Source organism: Anabaenopsis arnoldii, assembly GCF_028331025.1.
GTDB classification, from domain to species: domain Bacteria; phylum Cyanobacteriota; class Cyanobacteriia; order Cyanobacteriales; family Nostocaceae; genus Anabaenopsis; species Anabaenopsis arnoldii.
Genome location: NZ_JAQMUH010000096.1, coordinates 62,653 through 87,878 on the forward strand (window position 1 = coordinate 62,653; position 25,226 = coordinate 87,878).

Here is a 25,226-nt window from a genome sequence, read left to right on the forward strand (position 1 = left end):
AAAAAAAGATTAAATTGACTCAATATTAACATTATGCCCAAAATTTCTCCTATACCTTAGAAGGTGAACAGGTGTGTTTTTTGCTATCCCTGTATGTCTTTGGTGAGTGATCCTAGTAAGGCATTAGCTGATGATGCCGCTTTCCCAAGGCGTCAGTTTTAGTAACCGAAAATCCGATAAACTAAAACTGGCAAAAGGAAAGAATTTTTGAGAAACGGTTAAGTAAAAATCGGAGTGTGAGAAAGAATGTACAATCAAGGTGCTGTTGAGGGTGCTGCCAATAGAGAATTAGGTAGCCGCGTCTTCGTTTACGAAGTGGTGGGTCTGCGCCAAAACGAAGAAACTGATCAAACAAACTACCCAATTCGCAAAAGTGGCAGTGTGTTCATCAGAGTACCTTACAACCGCATGAATCAAGAAATGCGACGGATCACTCGCCTAGGCGGCAAAATTGTTAGTATCCAATGTGTAAGTGCTCTAGAACAACTGAATGGTAAAGGCTCTCATAAAAGTGCTGAAAACAACCAAGAGTCTGTAGTTACGTCTGAAACATCTGCTAACAGTGAGGGAAATGGTAAAGCCACACCTGTGAATGCAAATAGTGAAGTCAAGGGCTTTGCTAAACCACCAGCTGAAGAACAGCACAAGAAGAAGGACAAGAAAGGTAACACCATGACTCAAGCAAAAGCCAAAAAAGGTGCTGACGTTCCTGTGAACACTTATCGTCCTAATGCCCCATTTGTTGGTAAGTGTATATCTAATGAGCCGCTGGTTAAAGAGGGCGGTATTGGTATTGTTCAGCACCTGAAGTTTGACCTGACTGGCAGTGATTTAAAATACGTAGAAGGGCAAAGCATTGGCATTATTCCCCCGGGTGTAGATAAGAACGGCAAGCCTGAAAAACTCAGATTGTATTCCATTGCTTCCACCCGTCATGGTGATGATGTGGATGATCAAACAGTGTCGCTATGTGTCCGTCAGTTAGAGTACAAGCACCCGGAAACCGGGGAAACAGTCTATGGTGTTTGCTCTACTCATCTGTGTTTCTTGGAACCCGGCGCAGAAGTGAAAATCACTGGACCGGTGGGTAAGGAAATGTTGTTACCTGATGATCCTGACGCTAAAGTAATTATGATGGCAACGGGAACAGGTATTGCTCCTATGCGGGCTTACCTATGGCGGATGTTTAAGGATGCAGAAAAAGCTGCTAACCCAGAATACCAGTTCCAAGGATTCTCTTGGCTGATATTTGGTGTGCCCACCAGTGCGAACATCTTATATAAAGAAGAACTCGAGGAAATGCAGGAGAAATATCCTGATAACTTCCGCCTGACCTATGCCATTAGCCGGGAACAGAAAAATGCCCAAGGCGGTAGGATGTATATCCAAGACCGTGTGGCAGAACACGCAGATGAACTGTGGCAATTGATTAAAGAAGAAAAAACTCACACTTACATCTGCGGTTTACGTGGTATGGAAGGTGGTATTGATGAAGCCCTGACAGCTGCGGCGGCTAAGGAAGGAGTAGTTTGGAAGGATTACCAAAAGGAACTCAAAAAGGCTCATCGTTGGCACGTGGAAACTTACTAAGTTAAGTCCATAGTCATGACTCATTAGACTGAGGCGACTAACAAAGGATAAAAGGACAGTCAGTAGGGTGGGTGAATAACCCACCCTAAAATTGTTTTATTGGATAGCTGAGAACAGATTTCTCGGTGCTTGATTTACACGAAGCAGAAAATAGGGTGCAAAATTTGTGGCCGTGAAACTAGGAATATTAGGATTGGGCACTGTCGCCACAGGTACAGTGCAATTACTGCAAGATGTGGTGGGACGTAACCCGTTATTGCAGGAAATAGAAATATATCGGGTGGGAGTGCGATCGCTCGACAAAATCCGGGAGGTAGAATTACCATCCCATGTGTTAACTACAGATTTAGAAGCCATTGTTAACGATCCGGCTGTGGATATAGTGGTTGAGTTAATCGGTGGACTAGAACCAGCGCGATCGCTGATGCTCACAGCTTTAAAGAATGGTAAACAGGTTGTCACTGCGAATAAAGCCGCCATTGCGCGTTTTGGGTCAGAAATTTTTACAACTGCCAACCAATCGGGGGTATATGTGATGTTAGAAGCTGCTGTGGGGGGCGGCATCCCAGTGATTCAACCTCTAAAGCAGTCCTTAAGTGTTAACCGTATTAATACTGTTACTGGTATAATTAATGGCACAACTAACTACATCCTTACCCGGATGCAAACGGAAGGTAGCAACTTCAGCGATGTCTTAGCCGATGCCCAGAGATTAGGTTACGCAGAAGCTGACCCCACCGCTGATGTGGACGGTTTAGACGCAGCAGATAAAATTGCCATTCTGGCATCACTAGGCTTTGGTGGACGCATCAACCTGGAAGATGTCTATTGTGAAGGCATTAGGCAAGTCACCAAGACAGATATTACCTACGCCGAAAAATTGGGATTTGTGATTAAATTATTAGCGATCGCTAAACAATACACAGACTCATCTCCTCTGTCTGTCAGAGTTCATCCCACCTTAGTACCCAAAACACATCCATTAGCCAGTATTAACGGTGTTTATAATGCGATTCTTGTAGAAGGAGAACCAATTGGGCAGGTAATGTTTTTTGGTCCTGGTGCTGGTGCGGGTGCCACGGCTAGTGCTGTGACCTCAGATATCTTGAATTTAGTTGCTGTCCTCAAAACCAGTACAACCAAGCCAAATCCACTATTAAGCTGTGGACACCAAGATTATTGTCAAATTGCCCCCATAACAGAACTAGTGACGCGATTTTATGCGCGTTTCCTGACCAAAGACCAACCTGGAGTGATTGGAAAATTGGGTACTTGCTTTGGCAATTATAGCGTTAGCTTAGAGTCAGTAGTGCAAACGGGCTTTCAGGGAGGACTCGCAGAAATTGTTGTTGTCACCCACGATGTCCGAGAAGGAGATTTTCGGCAAGCCTTGGCAGAAATTGAGAATTTAGAGGCCATTGATAGTATTCCCAGCTTACTGCGAGTGCTGTAACAGGAGACAAGTGGACATTTAATCGAGATATTGCCAATATCACTAGGAACACCTAGATAACTAGATAATATTAAGCAAGATTAGACCCTAAGCAAACCCGAGTAGTAATGTCGAGCCGATATCTTGCCAACTAGTTACCATCCCCCAGATCCTTGACAACGGACTGGGGGAATTGCCACCAGGATTAATTAACCTTCCGGGCTATTTTTGCCGACAACTTGCGATTTTAGAGTGGTGATTTCACTAGTTAGCTCTTTCCGGGTCGAGGCTTTGAGCAAATAGCGATAAACGAACCAAGCCGAGTAGCCAATACCAATCAATTCAAAAGTCGGTGCTACTAAAGGAATATCATTCAAAGAGTCTAATATTGCCAAAAGTACCTTAACCGAAACAATTGCTGCGACAATTAAACCAACACTAACCAAGGGCTGCTTATATTGATTAAAGAAGCTTCCCAAGTACTCGGGCAGTGTTGCTAAAAAACCAGAGATTTGTTCACCGTATTTTTGCCATTGCTCTTGAGATTGCATAGGAGGCTGGAGTTTAGTAATGCTTCCTGTTTGGTTATTAATATCTGGCACTGCTGCCTCTTGAGATTTGGTTTCTGGGTATTCCGGTTCTTGCATTTTCACTCCTATAGATTGAACAGTTGAGTTTATCTAATCCGGACAATGACAACCAAAAGGCTGTTGATTAGGCAATGCACGAGGGCATCAGTACAATTGGTTTGGATCCACAAAAGCTTTGAGTGTCCCATAACCATAATTGCCTCATCAGCTCTACTGCATCAACTACAAGGTAGACAGTCAGCATGGGGATAGAAGTCAGAAAGCGGCAATAGCTCTTAAAATCGGCTTTCTGGGTTCTAGATTTTGTAAATCAGTTGGAATCGTCAGGTTGTGATTATCCCATACCATGGCAGGTGAGCTATTTCAACGTGAAGGCACGAAGCTGCCTATCTTGAGATCCGGGTTCTGACAATCAAATCATGCCAAAATCAGACTACCTCACATTTATACAAGTTTAAAGGCTGATTTTAACTGATATTCAAGCTATCTTAAGCCGCCTTCGTGAATTAACTCATTGAAAATTCATCTTAATATGTAATAAAAATTTTTATGTCTTTAAATACACTTGACATAAAATATATTTTATGGTATTTAAGTTGACGTTATTACTACTCAGAATCATATCAAAGAATAGATATAGCCTTTTTCAGGCTCATGAAGTACACACCAATTCCCTATTCCCTATTCCCTATTCCCTATTCCGGTGTTCGGTGTGTTCGGTGTGTTCGGTGTGTTCCCTCAAACTAAAAAAAATTGTACCTCACGAGCATGGGAAATGCTATAATACCACAGATATTAATATCTGACTATATTTTTGTTATTCCAACTGAATACTGTTGATACTGCGGAGTATCAATTAAGCGCAATTAGTAAAGGCGCTTTCAGTGCGCCTAAGAAAGTTCTTTTATGGACTCTTGAGAAAGCCTCCTATCTTCAGACAGGAGAAGCTTAAAGAGGTGCTAATCCCAGTCGGGGAACATATCTGCCGCATCTCCACCAATACCGATTCCAGTATGATAAATTTCTGCACCAGTGATTACCATGTCATCCATGGATGCACCATAGACATTAGAGTCATAAATCTGAGCGCGAGTCAGATTTGCTCCGTTGAGATTAGCTTCCTTGAAATTAACGTTGGTTAGCAAAGCGGAAGTTAAATTTGCACCCTTCAAATTAGCATTAGTTAAATCTGCGCCTTCAAGATTGACTCCTTCGAGGTTAGCGCCGGAGAGATTTGCACCTCGTAAATCAGCACCAATTAAATGAGCACCTCTGAGGTTAACTCCTGATAAATCGCACTCAACACATTCTCTTGTTAAATTTAGCCTTTGTAAATCCTGGTAATTACCAGCGTTAACTCTGCTAATTATAATTAGGGGAGTTGCTAAGGCCAGAACCGCGAATAGCTGGGTTTTCATATGTTTTCCCCCTCATCCTTCAACTAAATCCGTTCTTTTCCTCACGTTCTTATTATCTCACTAAATTCTCGAAAATTTTGATTTTCATACACAAGTTGATAGTGAGCTTATATAAATGGTTTGGTGATGTGAGACCTAGTGTTAACTAGGTTTTTGGGCGATTACTTAGCCATCAAATCTACTGATTTGGATGATTAAGGTAATGTTAAATATTGTGAATAAGCTGTATTATTTTGTATAGTTTCACAGGGAGTATTAATCTGTCGTTGAATACTAGGAAAATGACAGTGTATAAAATGAAAAAGCAGTATTATAAAGCACTATAAAATCCCTCATATACTAATTTACGAGGATAGAAAGCAAAAGAGGGAGTTTAGCTCCCTCAAGAAATCAGATAATTATTTATAGCCTTTTTCAGGCTCATGAAGTACACACCAATTCCCTATTCCCTATTCCCTATTCCCTATTCCCTATTCCGGTGTTCGGTGTGTTCCCTCAAACTAAAAAAAATTGTACCTCACGAGCATGGGAAATGCTATATTTCAACCGGGGTCAGGAATTACAAACGTTCCTTTGGTAATAAGGCAATAGGATCGATTGCTCCCTTACCGGAAGGGTGGATTTCAAAATGAGTGTGTGGACCGGTGCTGAAACCAGTGCTACCCATTTCAGCAATTTGTTGTCCTTTAGTCACTTGTTGACCGACGCGTACCAAAGTCCGGTTATTGTGAGCATAGCGAGTCAAGCTACCATCGGAGTGGCGAATATCGACAAGGATGCCGAAACCACCTCGGTTCCAGCCAGATGTTTCCACCACACCATCAGCAGCCGCGTAAATTGGGGTACCAGTGGCGTTAGCAATATCAATACCCCTGTGCATTCTTCCCCAGCGTCTACCATAGCCGGAGGTAAGCACGCCTTGTGCCGGCCACATGTAGGTGGTTGAAGCGGTCGAAAGGGGAGGGGTAGTGGCGTCAATAGGCTGGGGTAGGTATTGGTCTACTGCGGCCAAAGGTGGTAACTGTGGCTGTAATTGTGGAGTCACTATGGTTCCCCTGCGGTTTCCTAGACTGTCAGAGATATCGGCACTGCTGGGAAATGTTGTTGATTTCTGGTCAGATGAAGTGAACTTACCAGAAAACTCGGGATTAATTGCCTGGTTACCACGAGTACGGTTTTGGGAATTAGCAGATTGACTACCATAGGATGGAACAGAAATGGGAATTGAACTATTCTGTCCTCCTGTAGTGGGGCTAGAAGGGGCGGTATGACTGCGTGTAACAACAGGAATAGGTATGGCTGCTTTTTCTGGTTCTGTAGCCACTAGGGTATCGGCATTCCCAGACTTTTGATTGCGGTATTGCTGGCGTAATCTCTCGATGTCTGCTTCTAGGCTATTGGTTTGAGCCTGAGAAACAGGTGTGGGAGCTTTTTCTGGTTCTGTAGCCACTAGGGTATCGGCATTCCCAGACTTTTGATTGCGGTATTTTTCCCTTAATCTCTCGATCTCGGCTTCTAGGCTATTGGTTTGAGCCTGAGGAATGGGTGTGGGAGCTTTTTCTGGTTCTGTAGCCACTAGGGTATCGGCATTTCCAGACTTTTGATTGCGGTATCTTTGCCTTAATCTCTCGATGTCCGCATGTAAGCCACGGAGACCTTGATGATCTGTTGTGCTGGCCCCTTCCTCAGAGGACTTTTGAGCCTGCTGCGTTTGCTCGGAGATGGTTGGTATAGGTATATCGCCACCTAATCCCTCGGCATTAATACTAGTAAATTCCGTATCTGTATATACTTTTTGCTGCTGATTGGCAATTACTGGTATGGGTATACTCACACTGTCGTTATTGGTATATACTGGTAACTGTGATGAAGCAACAGGTAGACTAGGGTAGATACTGGGGGTGGTGACAGGGGAGTTGGCTGGCTGGGGCGCAGTACTAGAATAGGTCTTATTGGAGTTAAGTACAGTTGGTACCTGAATGGCTCTAAAGCTCTTAATCTCAGAGGCGGGAATAGTCAGCCTTTGGCTAATTTTGAGATCGTGTGGATTGATCAGATTATTTGCCTGGACTAGTTCTGAAATGGAAATATTGTACCTAGTGGCGATCGCTGCTAATGTATCTCCAGGTTTAACTTCGTAATTTCTATCACCCGACAAGGCTGGAATTTGCCGGGGTTTTGTTAACCCTTGCGAGTTCGACTTATTTGTTTCTGGTCTTTGTGTAAACTCGGATAATAAATCTTTGTTATTGTCATTATTGACAGTGGATAACTCTTCTACGTTTGCTATCCCTTTCGGCTGTGTGGAACCTCTGTCAGTTTTTGATAAATTTTTTGTCTCCTCAGACCGCAACTCCGCCAGACTCTTTCTTAAACGGTTCGATTTTTCTTGTAAGCGATTTAGGGCAAATTCTTGCTGCGCCTTGAGTTGATCATTATTTTCATCACTGGTATCTGTGTTTTCCAGTACTTGTAGTTGTGGTTCCCCTGTGAGGTTCGCTGTCTCCGTTGATAATTCCTGTGCTGCTGGGGATTGTGACTTCCAGGATGTAGAAACAGGAACCGGATCAGACATTTCGCTCTCGGTAACTTGCAATCTAGCTTCCAGTTCAGGTAACTGTGAAATCGCTGTTGGTTCGAGGATGATAGAATTTTTGGGGATTCTTGCTGAGACGACTGTTTGGGTCTCCGGCTTTATGGAAGCAAATTTGACCGTGGTGTCAGACGCAGCAGGAATTGTTGAAGTTACTTTTTGGCTACCTACAGAAGCTGCTGCGTGGGCTTCATCGCTTTGTCGAGTCACCAAAAGGCTGGTTGCTCCCATTGAGATGGCCAAACCAATCATGGCCGCTTGTTTACCTACCCGGCGGTTAACCTTGGGATGAACTAAAGTATTTAGGTTTTCTATGTTTTCCACTGGGGTATCATCACTGCTGGGGGTATTTTTCAGCACAGCCTCTTCTCTTTTTTTCAATGCTCGTTTCAAAGACGACCTCCTATGATCACTAGTGCTTAACTGATCTCGATTTTTCAGTCGGATACTAGTCAATGGTTTAGATCACATCGAAATGATAGATCAAGATCAACCTCACCAGAGATACTTACGCAAGATTAACTTGCTTCTCTGATTTAGACAAGTTCACACATGGAACCGAAAACTTTAAAGTTGCTGTGCTCACTTGTCCAGTTTTTTTCTACACACCATAGAACTTTTGCTTTTGACCGTTGTCTTTACTGCTTGTGTGACCCTTGCTAGGAGTTAGTGAAGAATATTTATTATATGTTCACCCTGCCAATTGTGGACTTGAGCAATATAGAGGCTCGGACTTTTGGAAAAGCTATGCCCTATGTTCTAGATATATTCAAGGTTTTTCTACTCGATCCGCCTTATCAATAGGAGACTTTACGTTAATTTGTCCCTAAAAATCAACCGTACACACTTCTAACTACTTTTCTAATCCTCGCAATTACTTATCCCACATAAATGTCTCAAATCAATAAACATAAAGGGTTTGAGCTTCTTTGAGATCCTCCTCATGCTGCCTGTGTCTTCATCAAAATCTATAATATAAGTTCCGTAGACTCGCGAATTCAATATACAAATTTCTTATATAACTATGTTAATTTTGGTGAGTATTTATTACTAAGACTATCCTGAAGAGATTTTTGTATAAAATTTAACTATATTTTTATCTTCCCAGAGTGTGTTTGGCGGGGATAAATTACACTCTGAGATCAAGATTTGCGATCGCATCAGGATTGTCAGAGTAAATAGCCCAACTGACGATGAGCTTCAAACAAACTGACTGCGACACTGACGGAAAGATTCAGGCTGCGAACATGAGGCTCTGACATTGGAATATACAGTTTCGCATCGCAATCTGACAGCACTGTGGATGGTAACCCTGTGGTTTCGCTACCAAAAAGCAACCAATCATCGGCTTGAAATTGAAAGCTGGCATAATTAAAATTACCTCGCACAGTGAAGCCTAAGCATCTGCCTCCACGTTGTCGATGTGTGGATTGAAAGGCTGCTAGGGATTCGTGATAGTGTAGTTTGACATAAGGCCAATAGTCTAAACCAGCTCTTTTGAGGTAGCGATCGCTAATTTCAAACCCTAAAGGAGCCACTAAATGTAATTCCGTACCCGTGGCGGCACAAGTACGGGCAATGTTACCTGTATTTGGTGGTATTTGCGGATAAACTAAAACTATCTGGGGCATTGTCTGTAAACTATTTTTTGTATACCTCTATACTGAAATCCTTATAAGTCTATCATTAGATAGAGTCGATTCATAGGTTTTTCTAATAAATCTTCAGTAACACCTCGATATGAATTTTTTTAAACAAAAAACAAATTCCCTAAAACCCCAGACACCAAGAATCTTGGGGAGAGAAAATAATTCTGGGGTTTCTCTGTCCAAATCTACCTTCAGGATGAAGACGGAACCATTAAGCTACCAGGGGCGAACATAATTTGTTTTCTAATTCAACTTCCCGTTCTTCAGTGGCGACAATAGCTTGAGTCAGGACACGCTGAGAGTCAAAACCCACTGCGTGCAGTTGTAACCATTGTTGGGCTTCGTTCCCGGCGCGGAGAATTTTCTGCACAGGAGATAAGAAACAGCTAAAACCATGTTCTTTAGCCATCCCCCAAACTTCTTGATATAATTGGTTAATCCAGTCTCTGGCAAGGATAGGTCTACCGTCTTGCCAATGGTGTAATTGAGCATCAAGACTAGCACTAGCTGCAGCTGCTTCGTTGCTGGCGGTGATAGTCAGCAATTCTTCGGGGGAAAAACTACTTTGGGTTAACGGGTCGAGTTCGGGGTTTGCCATTAACTGTAACAAACGCGCTTCCAGCAAAGCACTAATGGCTAGCAAAGCAATGGGGTCGGTAACTAAGTCACAAATACGTAATTCCAAACGATTCAAGTCATAAGGACGATCATCGCCATTTGGTCTAACTGATGTCCACAAATGCCGGACATTTTGCATAGTTCCCGCAGCTATTTGTGCTTCCATCCATTCAATATGATGGACATGACTAGTAAATAAGGGCACATGGGCGGGAGTTTGAGGAAACACAGCCCAACGGGTGGAATGATAACCCGTAGCCTTGCCATCCAGGAAGGGGGACGAGGCGCTTAAAGCCAGGAATAAAGGGGCTTCTAAACGAATGAGCCGACAAGCCCGCATTAATACATCAGGGTCACTGATGCCGATATTAATATGAACGCTGGCAGTAACTACTTTTGTCCCGTAGGTATTTTCAATGTATTCATGATATGGGTTATTGGGGTTGGAACGAAAAAAGCGATCGCTGCCGCCCAAGGATAAAGTGCTACCAGGAATTAGAGTATAATTACCCAACTTATGCAGGTAGCGGCGCAAATTGCGGCGGGGGCACAGCAAAGCACACAACAATTTCTCATAATCACTCAATGGCTGGGTGGTGTATTCCACATTACGGCTATCCGGTTCCCGCACAAATCCATCCAAAGAGTCTACAATTTTGTCGGAGAGACCGACTATTTCACCTTGAGGCGTACCAGTATACATCTCAATCTCAAAGCCTTTTAATAAGACCACTTTGTTCTCCTCGCCTCTCCTAATGTAAGAATTGTATCGAATTAGACGAATTTTTGCATCTACATTTAAGTTAACTTATAATTTACAAATATTTAATAATAATCTCAGGAAGCACAAAGACAGCGATTATAAACAATGCAGAGGCTGTTTAATGCCTATTTTCGGGAATTTTTCGACTTAACCCCAGGGCGTGAGACTGATTGTTTCTTCTGATGCGGTAAATTTTGTGGTATAATGAACCTGTCGGGTGAGTCATCCTCCTGAGCAATATTCAGGCGGATAAAATCAGTCCATACTTGATTACTGAGTAAGTTTAAAGCGGTTTCCGGTTGATAATATGCTATGGTCTTGATGGTTTTACACCATCCCTGCTGTAAGGATTCCATAAAGGTTTCCTCCCCAGAAAGCTGATTCAACAGGGAAAGCGCCGAAGCTATAGAATCATTTAGTAAATTCTTTGAATTTAAATCTGTAATTACAATATTTAACCACTCTGGCAGAAGTTCCAACCAGTTGCTTTTTTTTATCTCCCTGAGTGCGATATTTTGCATACCTAGGAAACCCCACACAGACAAAGACTCTACAGCTAATTGCAAATCACGGTTTTCTAAAGCTATACCCCATTGAGTTTGTGCATGATTTTGGCAACGAGCAACCAGAAACTGATATGCTTCCTCAACTTGCTGGGGAGCAGTGACTTTATAAACAGACTCACCCTGTGGTAAATATTCCCCACCACAAGAAACCCAGTCATAAAATCCACAAAAATAAGTTTCTTGATCAACTATAACCTCTTTGACATGGGAATCAGCCAGACAGAAAAGTTTTACAGATGATAAACAGTGAGGTGTTTTGAGAGAGCGTAATTTTTCTAGAACATCTGCTGGTGAAATTCCATATGCGATTAAAACCCGTACTCCATCATTAGTCAACTTTTGCAACAGCGTTACAAATTCGTTATTGATAATATCTTGACTCAAACAAGGAGAATAGATGATAATTTGCCGTTTAGCAGAATTTAAAATTTCCCGAAAAGTGGGAGTAATTTCCCCATCGCCTAAGTTTAAAGCTGTTGGGGTAAGTTTTTCTAATCGAGATTCTATTTGAGTATTTTTATAATTAAGAGTAGCTTCACGCTCCTTAACGGCTTCATCGGATAATTGACATAAAGCAAGATACGGTATTTTACCTTTACCTTGCAATACTTCCATGCGTTGTGATGCTGATGCCGAAATTTGCTTACCGCTTCTAATTTCGATACTGAGTTTTTGTGTGACAGCATCGCAAATTACAAACAGTGATATACTTTTCCAGATAATTTGCGCTGGGGCTAAAACTTTACAGTGAGTAACAATTTTACCTAATTCTGGGACATGAAAATCTAAACCTGATAACTGAATACATTTCTGGATTTTTTCAATGCTTAAAGCAGGTATATCATTAATTTTACGGGCAATTTTGATAAAATCTGCTAAATCAGGTAAATTTAACGAGACATCATCCCAGGGTTCAGTAGAAAATATCAGCTTTCCTTCCAAAGCATCGGAAACAGCATATATTTCTACAGGATATGCAGGTTGTGGTACAGAACCTTGGGAGTAAAAAGTTCGTCCTTGATTTGTAACTGTAATGGGGGATGTTGCGGATAAGGTTTCCAACCTTTGCAAATTGGCTGCGGTACTGCGGACAAATATAGGGTCAAGTCCTAATATGGATGCTAATTCATCTTCTGTGGGTGGAGGTGAAAACTCAATTCCAGCACGGATAATAAATTCTTCGAGTACATTAAATTCCCGGGGTTCCTGGATAGATATTTCTACAGGAGTTTGATGTAAACTATAGCGAAATTCATGGGCTGCTAAAACTGATAAGTGAGGATTTTGGGCGGTAATTTCCTCTACTAAATTTATGAGTTTTTTGTCAATAGGTTTAGCCGCAGCACCTAGAAACATCAACGAAACCTCCTTGACGATTTACAGTACGGGAAATATCTAAATACATATCTCCAACTTTTCCACCTTGACGGGTAAATAAATCATGACAACCTACAATTACTAGTAGTTCTTGGGCGCGAGAAAAAGCTACGTTTACCCGTTCTGGTTTATTCGCAAAACCAACATCACCTTGATGATTATTCCGAACCATACTCACAATGACCACAGGGCGTTCCATTCCCTGAAATCTATCCACTGTCCCTGTGCGAATTTCCAAAGAAGGAAATAGTTCCGGTTGTAAACGTTGCTCAATTTTTTTCAGTTGTGCGCCATAGAATGTAATGACTGCAATTTCCTTCTTGGGTGCACCATTGGCGATTTTAGCAGCCCAAGTATGCTCGAATTGCTGACACAGGCGTTCAATTATATCTACTTCGCGAGGATTAAAATAGGAAGTATTTTCCCGTTCTTCTTGGAATTCCAGATCCCTGGGAATGTTTACCCAGATAAGATGGTGATTTTGGTCGATAATTTCCCCTGTCAAATTATGGGCGCGTTGGCTGTCAGGTGCTAAAAGCCCACATTCTAATTTACCCTGATAAAATTGATTGATGGCTGCCATAATGGAGGGGTGCATTCTATATTGGGTAGTCAACATTTGTTTAATGCTTTTGTCAGCAGCTTCAAACTGAATTTTAAATAATGATTCTTCTAAAAATTGCAGTTCTGATTTTGTGCTCCCCAGTGACTGAGCAACTTCTGCTACTGTGCTAGTATCAAGCATGGGTGGTAATTGGCGATGGTCACCTACCAAGACTAACTTTTTGCCTTTTAAAGCTGGAATGAGTAACTCTGGTGGGGTACATTTACTGACTTCATCGATGATGACCACATCAAAGGCTTTAAATTCTTGGGTAAAGTTGTAATTTGCAGCTTGGACACAAGTGATACCGACGACGTTAGCGTTATCTAAGTAAATGCGTTTTAAGTCGTTGCGATCGCGCTCTGAGGGATTTTTGACTTTAGCAATCCAATCTTGGGTAAAATCTTGGTAGCGGTTGAGATAAGTTTCTTCTTGACTCAGTTGGTTTTGCCAAGCATCAAACTGGGCTGTGATAGTCTGTAAAAATTCCCGATCAAATAAGCCTAAATCAAGATTTTTTGGCTTAAATTTATCAGGTATGGTTTCCCAGAACTGTTTCCACCAATTTCTGGATAAAATTAAATCTTCTGTGGGTTGTATTTCGGGTTGTTGATTTAATTTTTCCAGTTGGCTTTGGGTTTCTTGCAGTTTGTGTTGAGCCTGTGTGTTTTGTTGTTGTATAATTAGCACTTTGTCATCTAAAGATTTTTTAATTACCTCCAAGACTGCAACAGGTTGAATGGAACTGATGACAGTTTCTAAATTGAGGAGATGACCCAACCCAGTATTGACATGAGTAGCAAATTCTTGAGGATGTTGCCAAATTTTTGATGGTGTTGTCAGATATTCTGTCACCAAACCGCGTAATTTATCAGGGACATTTTGCTGTTGGTTGAGTAACTGCAAAATCTTGATCACCTGTTCTACTTTTATTTGAGATGAAGTAGCGGATATTTGCTCTTGGGTGGTTCTCTCCAGTTGAGTTAGTTGCTGTTGGAGATACTCCAGGTGTTTTTCAGTTTCAGTTTTAACTCGTGCGACACATTGACGCGCATTGGTGAGAATATCCGCGAGTAATTCTTCACTAACCCGCTTCAGGGTAGAGTCGAGGTGATTTAATTCCCAAACTGTACCATAGACTGACTGCATTCTCAGCAAAAACAACTGGGTGTTTTCCACCAGTAATTGGCGCTGATGTAGGTTCAGGAGTTGATAGTTACTAAACTCTTCGTATATTTTACGCCATTGAGTGCGATCGCTCCCAGATAGGATGATGGGAATTTGACTAAAACTTTGCTCTACAAAGTAACTAAAACTGTGCCGTTTACCGATTCTATCAACAAAGCCCCCATCCGTTTCATAAATAAAGGCTTTTGCTAAAGCTGACAAATCTGGCAAATTCACCTGATATTTATGAGGTAATATAGGTAACTTTAACTGCTGGGCGAACAGCAACAAACCCAGTGGTAACTGTAGCAATTCCGGCGTTAATATTTGTCCCGACTGCTGGCATTCTTTAATTATTTGATATAATACAATAGGTGCTGTAAACTTCCATTCTTTAACAGCTGCAATTACATAATCAATCTCGCGTTTGCGGTTTTGCCAACCTTGAATTGTCTGCTGTAAATTTTGCTGTTTAGCTAGAAATTCCTGCTCATTAATGGCTGTTGAAGAATATTGGGAAATCGGAGATACTTCTGTGACAACCTCCGACATTGCCACAATTATATCTTGGGCGTAATGGAATGCTGTTTTAAAATCAGCTAATTGAGTAGCTACATTTTCACACAACCAAAATGCTAAACCAAATGCACCATGAGCAGGACGGACTAAACCCAGTTTATCAGTCCACTTGATAGCTTGACCCACATTGGTCAAAAAATCAGCGACCGAACTATTATTTTCTGTATATAAATGAAGCTGTGGTAAATAATTTTTAACTTCTGGTGCTTCCCAATTAATATTTGGCGCATTTTTGAGTACATAATCTAAGCCTAATCCAATGGATTGTAGCTGATTTTTTTCAGATAAACTTTCCTGATAAATGTCTGCTATATTTCTACAGCTTGCTGCTAAAATTTGCTTTTGCTGATTTAATTGATTTTGTTGCTGATTTAGTTCCTCTTCTAACTGTAAATAATCTGTAAATTGTGGTAATGCTAACAACAACTCAGCCAATATTTTCACATTTTCCCGACGTTTAACCAGACTATTTTCACAGTCATTCGCCGTATTTTCCAGCCATGTACCAATAACTTGATCTTCTAAAAATGGCTGTCCTTCTTCCCCCACTTTGTGGGCGCGTCCTTTGCGCACCGCGCGGATAACTGGGTTGTGAACTAATCGACTCAGAGCATTATCCACCGCTAAATTAGCTTGAGAAGCGATAAGAGTACGTCCACCCCGCCGGGCTATTTGATAACAAATTTCTGCAATTACAGTAGTTTTACCAGTACCGGGGGGACCTTGGATGAGAACTAAATCTTCAGCTGCTAAGACCTTCTCTACAGCTGCTTTTTGTCCAGCATTAGCAGAAGATAATAATAAATCATCCCCTTGCAGTCCTACGGTTTTCTTAATACACCTGGACTGGGAAGCATCGAATAAAAAGTTACCCAAGTAAGGATTTTGAGTGTGTCCCTGCTTTAATTGTTCTAAAGCTTCCTTCTTGCGCCTAACTTGTTGAATATCACCAGCAGCATCAAAAAATAAAAATCCCTTCACTGGTATTTGATAACGTTGTGTAGCGATATATTCCGCTACTTCCCGTTCTAATTTGACTTTGATTAAACAATTTTTCACATCAACTTGATCAATTGTACCTAGTTGAGGAATTTTGTAAGTTAGTTTCCCTATAGGAACAGTTTCCGCAAGTTTAACTTCTTGGTTTTTGGAACGTTTTACCCGTTCCCAGAAACTGGAGACATTTAAATAATTTTCTTCAGCACCATCGAGAGTAGCCGAGGTAACATCTACTTCAAAGGTAATATCTCTGCTGTTACGCCCATAATTATTACTGACAAATGCCACACAAAACTGACGGGATTTAGCAATATTTTCCTCAACTTGTAAAAATGCTTTCCAGGCTTGTAACTGTTCTTCTGTGGGTATATGCTCACCGCAAATAGGCATTTTTTCCATGCGTGCTAATGCAAGTTTAGGAATACCTAAACGATGTTGAGCATGAGACAGCAAACGTAAGGTAAAAGCAACAGAGTAACCATCAGCCCGTCCCCGGGAAAGTGGCAAAAACCGAATTGATAAAATTTTTAAACCGCCTATTCCATCCTGGGAAATAGCTGCAATTAAACTTAATGTTTTACCTTGCTTTTCCATCTGTTTAGGTAAGGGAAAATCATCTCTATCAGTGGCAATTGTTAACTGCCAAATTTCCTCATCTTGATGTTTTCCTGCACCTTGACGACGCACATAAAACAGACAAACTTCCTCACCCAGTAAATCAATTATCTCATTTTGAGCCACTGAATTAACACATTTATAGCTCCAGGTTTGGTAATTTTGCTTGTGGGAAAAAGTGGGCATAGATACAGTGGAATTTACTGATGTGTGAGATAATATAGTTTAGCACCTGGGAAAAAACAAAGAACCACTGCGCCAAGGTGGGGAACTAATTTATAGCCTATACTGATGATAAACCTGAGTAGCAGCACGATGTAACAAAGAGTGTCGCCAAACCAGAGACCTCATATCATCGGCGTAACCCCCTCCAATAACACAAGCTACAGGATAACCAGCACCCACGCAGGTACTTAAAACCTGCATTTCCCGGCGGAAAATTCCCGTATCACTCAGGGCTAATTTTCCTAAGCGATCGCCGATATGAATATCTACCCCTGCATCGTATAATACTAAATCAGGGCGAATGTTGGACAGCAAATCTGGTAAATAATTCGCCAAAGTTTGTAAATATTCATCATCTTCCATTCCCACCCTCAGGGGAACATCCAAATCACTGGTTTGTTTAGTACCAGGAAAATTAACTTCACAGTGCATGGAGAAAGTAAACACACTCTCATCTGTTTGGAAAATGACAGCTGTACCATCCCCTTGATGCACATCTAAATCCACAATCAGAACTTTTTGCACAAGTCCGAGTTTTTGTAACACTCGACAAGCGATCGCTAAATCGTTGAAAATACAAAAACCAGAACCATAACTAGGAAAAGCATGATGAGTACCACCAGCTGTATTACAAGCTAAACCCTGACTCAGTGCCATCTGGGCAGTAAGTATTGTACCACCAACCGCGACGCAAGTACGATTTACCAGTGCTGGACTCCAAGGTAACCCAATACGACGCTGTGCTTTCGGTTCTAGTGTTCCCTCGCAGTAAGCTTGAACATATTCTGGAGTATGAACCAACTTAATTAACTCGCGGGGTGGGGGTAATGGTGTGTGAAATTGTGCTGTTTGCGCTACACCGTCAGCTAACAGCAATTCATACAGTTGTCGGAACTTGGACATCGGGAAGCGATGCCCTGGTGGTAATGATGTAATATAATCTGGATGGTAAATAATTGGCAGTTCCATAATCTAAAATTACCAGTAAATCAGGCAAATAGACAAGCTAGAATTTAGCAAAAATATAAAACTCTAAATTAATTATGCAGCAATGGATTGTACCAATAGTATTTATTCTCCTTGGCTGGATGGCTGGGTTGATTGGTGAAAAAGTTTTTTTTAAAAAACTCAGAGAATTTGTTCTTGAAAAGCAGATACCAGGCGGTGAAATCATATTTACAGCTTTACACCGCATGACATTTTTTTGGTTTTTGCTAGCAGGTTTCTCAGGGGCTTTTTTGTATTCTTCCCTGAATATCAACAATGATATTAAAATTATCCTGCAAAAAATAATTACCATTTTATTACTTTACTCAGTCACCTTAGTCTTAGCTAGATTGACTGCTGGTTTTGTAAATTTATTCATACAGAGAACAGCAGGAGTACCTGCATCTTTAATTTCTAATTTAGCTAAGATTGGTGTTTTCATCTTGGGAATACTCATCCTCCTGCAAACTATAGGTGTGCAAATTACACCCATAGTTACAACTTTAGGAGTTGGTGGTTTAGCCGTTGGTTTGGCGCTCCAAGATACATTGGCTAATTTATTTTCTGGTTTTTATCTGATTATCTCTAAGCAAGTGAGAACTGGAGATTATCTGAAATTAGATGATGGATATGAAGGTTATGTTACAGATATCAATTGGCGGAATACAACTATTAAAGAGATTAAAAATAATATTATTGTTGTTCCTAATTCTCGCCTAGCATCAGCGATTTTTACTAACTATCACCTACCAGCTAAGGCAATTACTTTAATCATGGATATCGGTGTCGGTTACGAAAGTGATTTAGAAAAAGTAGAAATAGTGACTGTAGAAGTAGCCAAAGAAGTGATGGCAGAAATTGCCCCAGAGTTAATAGAAAATGAACCTATTATTAGATTTCATACCTTTAATGATTTTAGTATAGATTTTAAATTATCTATGCGGGTAAATGAATATTTTGACCAGCGCATTGCGAGACACTTACTAATTAAGAAATTACATAAACGTTATCAACAAGAAGGAATCCAAATCCCCTTTCCTGTCAGAGAGGTTTATTTCCATAATCAGGGATCTGAAAATTCAAATCTTGATGTAAACTAATTCACCGCCATCAAAAATAATACTTTTTTCGTTGTCGAAAATTAGCTACCGACTGCACTAAACCCAAAGCAATGAAATTCGTCAACATAGCCGAACGTCCGTAACTCATCCAAGGTAGGGGAATTCCTGCTACAGGGGCTAAACCAACAGTCATCCCTATGTTAACAATTAGCTGAAATAATATCATTGACAAAACCCCAATAGCTAACAATGAACCAAAGTTATCTTTAGCAGTTTCAGCTATACGTAATAGGCGAAAGCAGATCAAACAGAAGACGAAAAGCACCACTAAACAACCCACAAAACCCAGTTCTTCCCCCACGGCGGAGAAAATAAAGTCTGTATGTTGTTCGGGAACAAAATTTAGTTGTGTCATCGGACCTTTAAACAAACCCCATCCCCAAACTTCACCAGCACCTATAGCGATGCGAGACTGGTGTTGATGATAGCCAACTCCAAAAATATCGTGTCCAGGTCTGAGAAATACAGTTAGGCGGTTTTTCTGATAATCCCTCAATATATGCTCCCAGACAAAAACTCCCAATTCACCACCTAACAAGTTGAGGGCTGAGGCCCCAATAGCATTGAGGGCAGATTTCCGCCAGGGGAGAGTATACCACCCTACAATACCCATAGCCACTACCCAAACTAACCCTAAAACTCCGAAAGATAATATGTTAAATACATTTACTGGCTCTGACAAAGGCCAATTTATACTAAACAGAATAGCAGAAATTATCGGCGAAATCATCAGCACCAGCCAGCCAGGATGAGCATTTGCCCAGTACAGCATTCCTAAGACGATGGCACCAAACACCAAAGATGTGGCCAAATCTGGCTGTAAAAATACTAATCCCCAAGGAATAGCAGTAATTGCCAAAGTCCGAAATACACTTTCCAGGGTGGAAGCTGTGCGCTTGTGTAATACAGCCGCTAAGGTGATAATCAGCCCGATTTTGGCAAATTCCGAAGGCTGGACGTTAAACCCACCAATGCTAATCCATCGCTGCGCTCCTTTCGCGCTGGTACCAATGATCATGACCGCGATCAGACTGAGATTTGTGAGTGCGTATGTTACCCAATGCCACTGAATCAGATTTTCATAACGGCTACGAGCTAAAAACAAGGCTATCACAACGCCAATGCCTGCTACCAACCAGTGCCAGAACCAGTCGGTCACTGGTTGCGTTAGTTCCGTACTCAATATCATTAAGCCACCAAATGTACTCATGCCAATAGTTAGCCAAAATAGCATCCAATCGATTTGCTGCCAGGAATTCAGCCAATGTTGCCGGCGAATTTGGGGGATAAAACGTTTGAAGATCATGTGTAAATTTATAATATTTAATATTGAATCTGCATTCCTGGGCTATTACCCAGGAATCAAAAAAGAACTACTTGATTATGTCAGAGCGGCAACTGATATTTTACCGGCGATATTTAGAGCGATCGCTTTTAATGCTTGTGCTGAGGCTGAATCTGGATCTGCTATAACTATTGGTACACCACTATCACCACCGACTCTGGTGGAAATCTCCAGAGGAATGCACCCCAGTAAAGGTACTCCCAACTCAGATGCTGTCTTGGAACCCCCACCGGAACCAAAGATGTCATAGTGCTTATCTGGCATATCTGGGGGAATAAAGTAGCTCATATTTTCTACGATTCCTAACACAGGGACATTCATTTGCTGGAACATTCGCAAACCTTTACGTGAGTCTAACAGGGCGACATTTTGCGGTGTAGTAACAATTACAGCCCCTGACATCGGCACTGCCTGGGTTAAAGTTAATTGAGCGTCACCGGTTCCCGGTGGCATATCGACGATTAAATAATCCAGTTGTCCCCATTCCACTTGATAGAGAAACTGGCGAATCACACCATTAAGCATGGGACCGCGCCAAATCACTGGCTGGTCTGGGTCAATCAAAAAGCCCATTGAGACTAATTTGACACCGTGATTAAAAGCAGGTTCGAGAATGTCACCTTTATCTGTGGAACGCACAACAATTTCAGCATCAGCTAGCCCCAGCATAGTTGGGTCATTGGGTCCGTAAATATCGGCATCTAGCAATCCCACTTTTGCCCCTGTTTGTGCTAAAGCTACAGCTACATTCACCGCTACTGTGCTTTTACCAACACCGCCTTTACCGCTGGAAACAGCCAGAATATTTTTCACCCCAGTAATCCCAGTCCTATCTGGTAAGCTTTTTTGTTGGGGTGTTTCTGCAGTAACATCTACACTTACCTCTGTAACACTAGGTAGCTGTTTAATCGCTTTTTTGCAATCTTCAACGATAAATTCACGTAGGGGACAAGCTGGTGTGGTTAACACCAAAGTAAAGCTAACCTTGCCATCCTCAATTTTGACGTTGCGAATCATATTCAGTTCCACCAAACTCTTGCGGAGTTCTGGGTCTTCTACCGGTCGCAAAACTGCTAAAACTGACTCGGAATCAAGAACATCGTACATACTCTTGTAACAAAATTTAAGAAAATTTTATGATCATCTAATATGATCTTAACTTTGTTTGGGAAGTGGTCTGGATTCCCTAAAAATCAAAACAACTATCATGGAGTGATTTTTTCTTCCCTGAGACTGTTGCTAATCCAGCCTTTTCTACGTATTCCACTAAGGAACGTGCTACACGATCTGCATAAGGGCGTGATAATGACCAAATTAGGGGGGACAACCAACCCCGGAGAGTGACTGAATAAGATAAACAAGTACCACAAACTGTAGACTCTACTCGGTAAGTAACTCGTTCTTCGATACCTGGAATCGCCATGACTCGGATACTTAACATTTCATGAGGTTTAACACCCTCGACAAAAATCCGGATGGGAATAGGCGAAAAGCGGGTGATGGCTTGGTAAATTAATCCCGGTTTGGGTACTAATCCATAGGGTACGTTAGTACTTTTGAGCAGGGGATGCCAGGAAACATCTGTTAAATCTACTACTTTTAGCCAGAGATCATCTACGGATGCAGAACTAATCTCTCGATACGTTCGCACCAGAGAAGCGCAAAACTGACGACGTTTGCGGTGGATGCATTTGGATAACCAACTTCGCATTTGCCTCATCCTCCTTCCTATGCAGCTGCTGATGACTCTGGTATGGTGAATCAGATTACCTCAAAGTAGAGATCGCTCATAGGGTCATTCACCAGAGTCTGGTGTTGATACCAGAATGTTTACATCAAGAAGTACAAAAAAAACTCAGTTAATATACAAGCCTATACGCATTTGAGGGAAAATAACTCTAGTCATGCCCATCAATCTTGTAAATGCTGACAAGTAAGACAAAAGCAGATTAGGCAAATTAAGCCGATAAATTGGCTGGATTTGTCCACAAATTTGAGAATTAACAAGTTTGTGGCTTTTTAGAAAATGTAATTTAAGTCTCGGAATCTATGTTGACTAATTCGCAAACGCCAACTGTAGACGCAACACCATCCCAGTCTTTACCTCCAACTGATTCTCAGTCGAGGGTAAGTCAGTTTATGAAACAGTTACAAGATGAAATTACCCAAAAACTGGCAGCAGTAGATGGTGTAGGTAAGTTTCATGAGGATAGTTGGGAACGTCCGGAAGGAGGTGGCGGGCGATCGCGTGTGCTGCGTGATGGTGCAGTATTTGAACAAGCTGGTGTAAATTTCTCTGAAGTTTGGGGTTCTCATCTACCCCCATCAATTTTAGCCCAACGCCCAGAAGCCTCAGGACAGGGTTTTTATGCTACAGGTACTTCACTGGTACTACACCCCCGCAATCCTTATGTGCCCACAGTTCACCTGAATTACCGCTATTTTGAAGCCGGACCAGTGTGGTGGTTCGGTGGCGGTGCTGATTTAACTCCTTATTACCCCTTTGCTGAAGATGCTGCGCATTTTCATAACACACTTAAGCAAGCTTGTGACCAACATCACCCAGACTATTACCCAGTGTTTAAGCGCTGGTGTGATGAATATTTTTACTTGAAACATCGGAACGAAAACCGTGGTGTCGGTGGGATATTTTTGGATTACCAAGATGGCCAGGGTATGTTATATCGCGGTCCTGACCCCAATGGCCAAGCGGCTATTTATAGCCAACAAGTGGGGGCACCATCAACCCGCAATTGGGAAGATTTATTTGCTTTGGTGCAAGATTGTGGCCGGGCATTTTTGCCGGCATACACGCCCATTGTAGAACGGCGACGGGAAATGGAATATGGCGATCGCGAACGGAATTTCCAACTCTATCGTCGCGGTAGGTATGTAGAATTTAACTTGGTTTATGACCGAGGCACTATTTTTGGACTCCAAACCAACGGACGTACAGAATCTATTCTCATGTCTTTACCTCCTTTGGTCCGTTGGGAATACGGTTACCAGCCAGAACCCAATACTCCAGAAGCCGAGTTGTATGAAATTTTCCTCAAACCGCAAGATTGGGTCAACTGGACAACTAAAACTCAATAAAACCACCGCTAATTCCCCATCTAGACTCATGTCAGATGGGGATCAACGTCCAGGGATGGCGAGCAGAGTGTCAAATCAATCCCCCTGTGGTTTTCCTGTATCCGTTTCAAAATCTCAAATCTTTGTAGGATTGTCAAAATATTAGCTGGCTCGCCAAACAAGGGCTAAAGATGTCCATAGACAAACCAAACTCAATACTTACCCAAGGCAATTAAATTTGGACAAAAACTTATAAATGATACGGATCGGAAACCTGAACTTGGCAAAGTCACCTTTAAGCGACAAAATGTAATAACGTCGCTCTTAACATTCTTAACATTTTATTCGTGAATAACGTCCGTACTGTCTCAGATACAAAACGAACTTTTTACTCGCTGCACACCCGACCGATTAACACCATTTATCGTCGGGTAGTTGAAGAGTTGATGGTGGAAATGCATCTGCTATCAGTCAATAGTGGTTTTACCTACAATCCAATTTATGCCTTGGGTGTAGTCACCAGCTTTGACCGCTTTATGCAAGGCTACCAACCAGAACGAGATCAGGAATCGATTTTTAATGCCTTATGTCAGGCTGTGGAACAAGAACCGCAACGTTACCGAGAGGATGCCCAACGGCTGCAAGCTTTAGCCCAAGACCTACTAGTACAGAATTTAATTGCTTGGTTAAGCCAAGCCACTCATTTAGATCGAGATCCTGATTTACAAGGACAACTCCAAGCGATCGCTAACAATTCCCAGTTTAAATACAGCCGCTTATTTGCGGTTGGTTTATTCACATTATTAGAACAGTCGGCTCCTGAGTTAGTCAAGGACGAAAAACAACGAACCGAAGCATTAAAAACCATTGCGGCTGGTTTACATCTATCTGATGAAAAACTTACTAAGGATTTGGAACTATACAGTTCTAATCTAGAAAAGATGGCTCAAGCCCTGGTAGTTATGGCAGATATGGTATCTGCTGATCGCAAGAAACGCGAACAGCGTCAACAACAAACTACGACCCCAGTTGCTCCCCCATCTGTAACCGAATAGCCACTATAATTCGTAATTCGTAGTTCTTGCTCAGGAACAAATTTGATTGTTTCCATTCATAAGTTGAGGATTTGCTACCTCAATTAATTAGGAATTACGAACTACGAATTAATCCTTTTTTCCTAAACACCTAATAATTTGTAAATCAGGCTGTTGATGATACTCAAGGCAAAAGCTCCTAGTACAGCACTCCAGATGCCAAAACGTAAGCGGAACCCCTCTACTAACCAAGCCGCAATACTAAAACACACAACGGCAATCATAAAGGTGAAAATGCCGGATAATAAGTTGAAGGTGAGTAAATCGGGGACTGTAAATATGAGGCTTAAAATAGGTCTCACTACTGCTGTGACAATACCCAGAACTGCGGCGGAAAAAAATGCCTTTTGTGGAGAGTCAATTTCCACTCCCAAAGGGAGCTTACTAATAATCAATAAGCTGATAGATGTTACCAACCAAACAATTAAAAGCGTCACAATATTCATGCCACAACCCTTGAAACGTGAACGGTGATCGGCGCTAAATTACTAAGTCTGACCAGGGATAAATTTTTGAAGCTTAACCAATTATTTATAAATTAACAGATATTTTTATCTAAACATACTTTATTCCAGATATCTTTAGGTTTAACCCCTTCGAGTTGGGCGGAAAATACACCCATCTCCTAAGAGGATGTTTGTCAAGTCATGATTAGTGTATCAAATATTGTTTGACCCCTCCCTAACCCTCCCCTTGTAAGGGGAGGGGACTGGATTTTATTGTTTTTTGTGTGGTCGGTGTGTTCCCCAATCCTTCCCAATCCTTCGGTGTTCGGTGTGTTCGGTGTGTTCGGTGTTAAGCAAGAAGAGGAGTTAGGGG

General features: G+C 41.6%; 17 protein-coding genes. 5 read left to right on the forward strand and 12 right to left on the reverse strand.

Annotation, left to right across the window (positions count from 1 at the left end; translation table 11 throughout):
- The first annotated feature begins 246 nt into the window (after positions 1-246).
- Positions 247-1,590 (forward strand): ferredoxin--NADP reductase, encoded by a 1,344-nt coding sequence (petH, locus tag PN457_RS08835; protein ID WP_271732705.1) that lies wholly within the window; start codon positions 247-249, stop codon positions 1,588-1,590.
- Positions 1,591-1,756: 166 nt separating this feature from the next.
- A complete protein-coding gene (locus PN457_RS08840) occupies positions 1,757-3,043 on the forward strand; it encodes a homoserine dehydrogenase (protein ID WP_271732707.1) in 1,287 nt (428 codons plus the stop codon).
- 188 nt (positions 3,044-3,231) lie between these two features.
- Here PN457_RS08840 and PN457_RS08845 read toward each other — a convergent pair whose 3' ends face one another.
- From PN457_RS08845 to PN457_RS08880, 8 genes are all read right to left on the reverse strand, one after another.
- Positions 3,232-3,669 (reverse strand): CAAD domain-containing protein, encoded by a 438-nt coding sequence (locus PN457_RS08845; RefSeq protein ID WP_271732709.1) that lies wholly within the window; start codon positions 3,667-3,669, stop codon positions 3,232-3,234.
- A gap of 902 nt (positions 3,670-4,571) precedes the next feature.
- Entirely contained in the window at positions 4,572-5,030 is a 459-nt protein-coding gene (locus tag PN457_RS08850; protein WP_271732710.1) for a pentapeptide repeat-containing protein, read from the reverse strand.
- A 559-nt stretch (positions 5,031-5,589) separates the two neighbouring features.
- On the reverse strand, positions 5,590-8,016 hold the full coding sequence (locus tag PN457_RS08855; protein ID WP_271732712.1) for a LysM peptidoglycan-binding domain-containing M23 family metallopeptidase: 2,427 nt from the start codon (positions 8,014-8,016) through the stop codon (positions 5,590-5,592).
- Between the two features lie 776 nt (positions 8,017-8,792).
- A complete protein-coding gene (locus PN457_RS08860) occupies positions 8,793-9,254 on the reverse strand; it encodes a tRNA (cytidine(34)-2'-O)-methyltransferase (RefSeq protein ID WP_271732713.1) in 462 nt (153 codons plus the stop codon).
- A gap of 229 nt (positions 9,255-9,483) precedes the next feature.
- Positions 9,484-10,623: a glutamate--cysteine ligase gene (gshA, locus tag PN457_RS08865; RefSeq protein ID WP_271732714.1), complete on the reverse strand. Its 1,140-nt coding sequence runs from the start codon at positions 10,621-10,623 to the stop codon at positions 9,484-9,486.
- A 155-nt stretch (positions 10,624-10,778) separates the two neighbouring features.
- Complete coding sequence (locus tag PN457_RS08870) at positions 10,779-12,575, reverse strand: phospholipase D-like domain-containing protein (RefSeq protein ID WP_271732715.1); 1,797 nt, start codon at positions 12,573-12,575, stop codon at positions 10,779-10,781.
- Positions 12,553-16,746: a DEAD/DEAH box helicase gene (locus PN457_RS08875; RefSeq protein ID WP_271732716.1), complete on the reverse strand. Its 4,194-nt coding sequence runs from the start codon at positions 16,744-16,746 to the stop codon at positions 12,553-12,555. The genes PN457_RS08870 and PN457_RS08875 overlap by 23 nt, the downstream gene beginning before the upstream one ends.
- 90 nt (positions 16,747-16,836) lie before the next feature.
- Positions 16,837-17,754, reverse strand: coding sequence for a histone deacetylase family protein (locus PN457_RS08880; RefSeq protein ID WP_271732717.1), 918 nt, complete (start codon positions 17,752-17,754; stop codon positions 16,837-16,839).
- Positions 17,755-17,828: 74 nt separating this feature from the next.
- Here PN457_RS08880 and PN457_RS08885 point away from each other — a divergent pair, with 74 nt between their 5' ends.
- On the forward strand, positions 17,829-18,872 hold the full coding sequence (locus tag PN457_RS08885; RefSeq protein WP_271732719.1) for a mechanosensitive ion channel family protein: 1,044 nt from the start codon (positions 17,829-17,831) through the stop codon (positions 18,870-18,872).
- A gap of 10 nt (positions 18,873-18,882) precedes the next feature.
- On the opposite strand, the gene rodA is transcribed toward PN457_RS08885, so the two are convergent.
- The 3 genes from rodA to PN457_RS08900 form a co-directional block, all read right to left on the reverse strand.
- Entirely contained in the window at positions 18,883-20,199 is a 1,317-nt protein-coding gene (gene rodA, locus PN457_RS08890; protein WP_271732721.1) for a rod shape-determining protein RodA, read from the reverse strand.
- A gap of 75 nt (positions 20,200-20,274) precedes the next feature.
- Positions 20,275-21,345, reverse strand: coding sequence for an Mrp/NBP35 family ATP-binding protein (locus PN457_RS08895; protein WP_271732723.1), 1,071 nt, complete (start codon positions 21,343-21,345; stop codon positions 20,275-20,277).
- A 79-nt stretch (positions 21,346-21,424) separates the two neighbouring features.
- On the reverse strand, positions 21,425-21,949 hold the full coding sequence (locus PN457_RS08900) for an SRPBCC family protein (protein WP_271732725.1): 525 nt from the start codon (positions 21,947-21,949) through the stop codon (positions 21,425-21,427).
- Positions 21,950-22,287: 338 nt separating this feature from the next.
- On the opposite strand from PN457_RS08900, the gene hemF reads away from it, so the two are divergent.
- Positions 22,288-23,334, forward strand: a complete 1,047-nt coding sequence (gene hemF, locus PN457_RS08905) for an oxygen-dependent coproporphyrinogen oxidase (protein WP_271732726.1) — start codon at positions 22,288-22,290, stop codon at positions 23,332-23,334.
- Between the two features lie 326 nt (positions 23,335-23,660).
- Complete coding sequence (gene psb29, locus PN457_RS08910) at positions 23,661-24,368, forward strand: photosystem II biogenesis protein Psp29 (protein WP_271732728.1); 708 nt, start codon at positions 23,661-23,663, stop codon at positions 24,366-24,368.
- Positions 24,369-24,490: 122 nt separating this feature from the next.
- Here psb29 and PN457_RS08915 read toward each other — a convergent pair whose 3' ends face one another.
- Positions 24,491-24,853, reverse strand: a complete 363-nt coding sequence (locus PN457_RS08915; RefSeq protein ID WP_271732730.1) for a phage holin family protein — start codon at positions 24,851-24,853, stop codon at positions 24,491-24,493.
- Between the last annotated feature and the right edge of the window lie 373 nt (positions 24,854-25,226).

What these genes read in the sequence shown, in the direction of transcription:
- petH (WP_271732705.1), top strand. Translation starts at nt 247, where the DNA reads ATGTACAATCAAGGTGCTGTTGAGGGTGCTGCCAATAGAGAATTAGGT.
- PN457_RS08845 (WP_271732709.1), bottom strand. Translation starts at nt 3,669, where the DNA reads ATGCAAGAACCGGAATACCCAGAAACCAAATCTCAAGAGGCAGCAGTG.
- PN457_RS08850 (WP_271732710.1), bottom strand. Translation starts at nt 5,030, where the DNA reads ATGAAAACCCAGCTATTCGCGGTTCTGGCCTTAGCAACTCCCCTAATT.
- PN457_RS08860 (WP_271732713.1), bottom strand. Translation starts at nt 9,254, where the DNA reads ATGCCCCAGATAGTTTTAGTTTATCCGCAAATACCACCAAATACAGGT.
- PN457_RS08870 (WP_271732715.1), bottom strand. Translation starts at nt 12,575, where the DNA reads ATGTTTCTAGGTGCTGCGGCTAAACCTATTGACAAAAAACTCATAAAT.
- PN457_RS08875 (WP_271732716.1), bottom strand. Translation starts at nt 16,746, where the DNA reads ATGCCCACTTTTTCCCACAAGCAAAATTACCAAACCTGGAGCTATAAA.
- PN457_RS08880 (WP_271732717.1), bottom strand. Translation starts at nt 17,754, where the DNA reads ATGGAACTGCCAATTATTTACCATCCAGATTATATTACATCATTACCA.
- PN457_RS08885 (WP_271732719.1), top strand. Translation starts at nt 17,829, where the DNA reads ATGCAGCAATGGATTGTACCAATAGTATTTATTCTCCTTGGCTGGATG.
- rodA (WP_271732721.1), bottom strand. Translation starts at nt 20,199, where the DNA reads ATGATCTTCAAACGTTTTATCCCCCAAATTCGCCGGCAACATTGGCTG.
- PN457_RS08895 (WP_271732723.1), bottom strand. Translation starts at nt 21,345, where the DNA reads ATGTACGATGTTCTTGATTCCGAGTCAGTTTTAGCAGTTTTGCGACCG.
- PN457_RS08900 (WP_271732725.1), bottom strand. Translation starts at nt 21,949, where the DNA reads ATGCGAAGTTGGTTATCCAAATGCATCCACCGCAAACGTCGTCAGTTT.
- hemF (WP_271732726.1), top strand. Translation starts at nt 22,288, where the DNA reads ATGTTGACTAATTCGCAAACGCCAACTGTAGACGCAACACCATCCCAG.
- PN457_RS08915 (WP_271732730.1), bottom strand. Translation starts at nt 24,853, where the DNA reads ATGAATATTGTGACGCTTTTAATTGTTTGGTTGGTAACATCTATCAGC.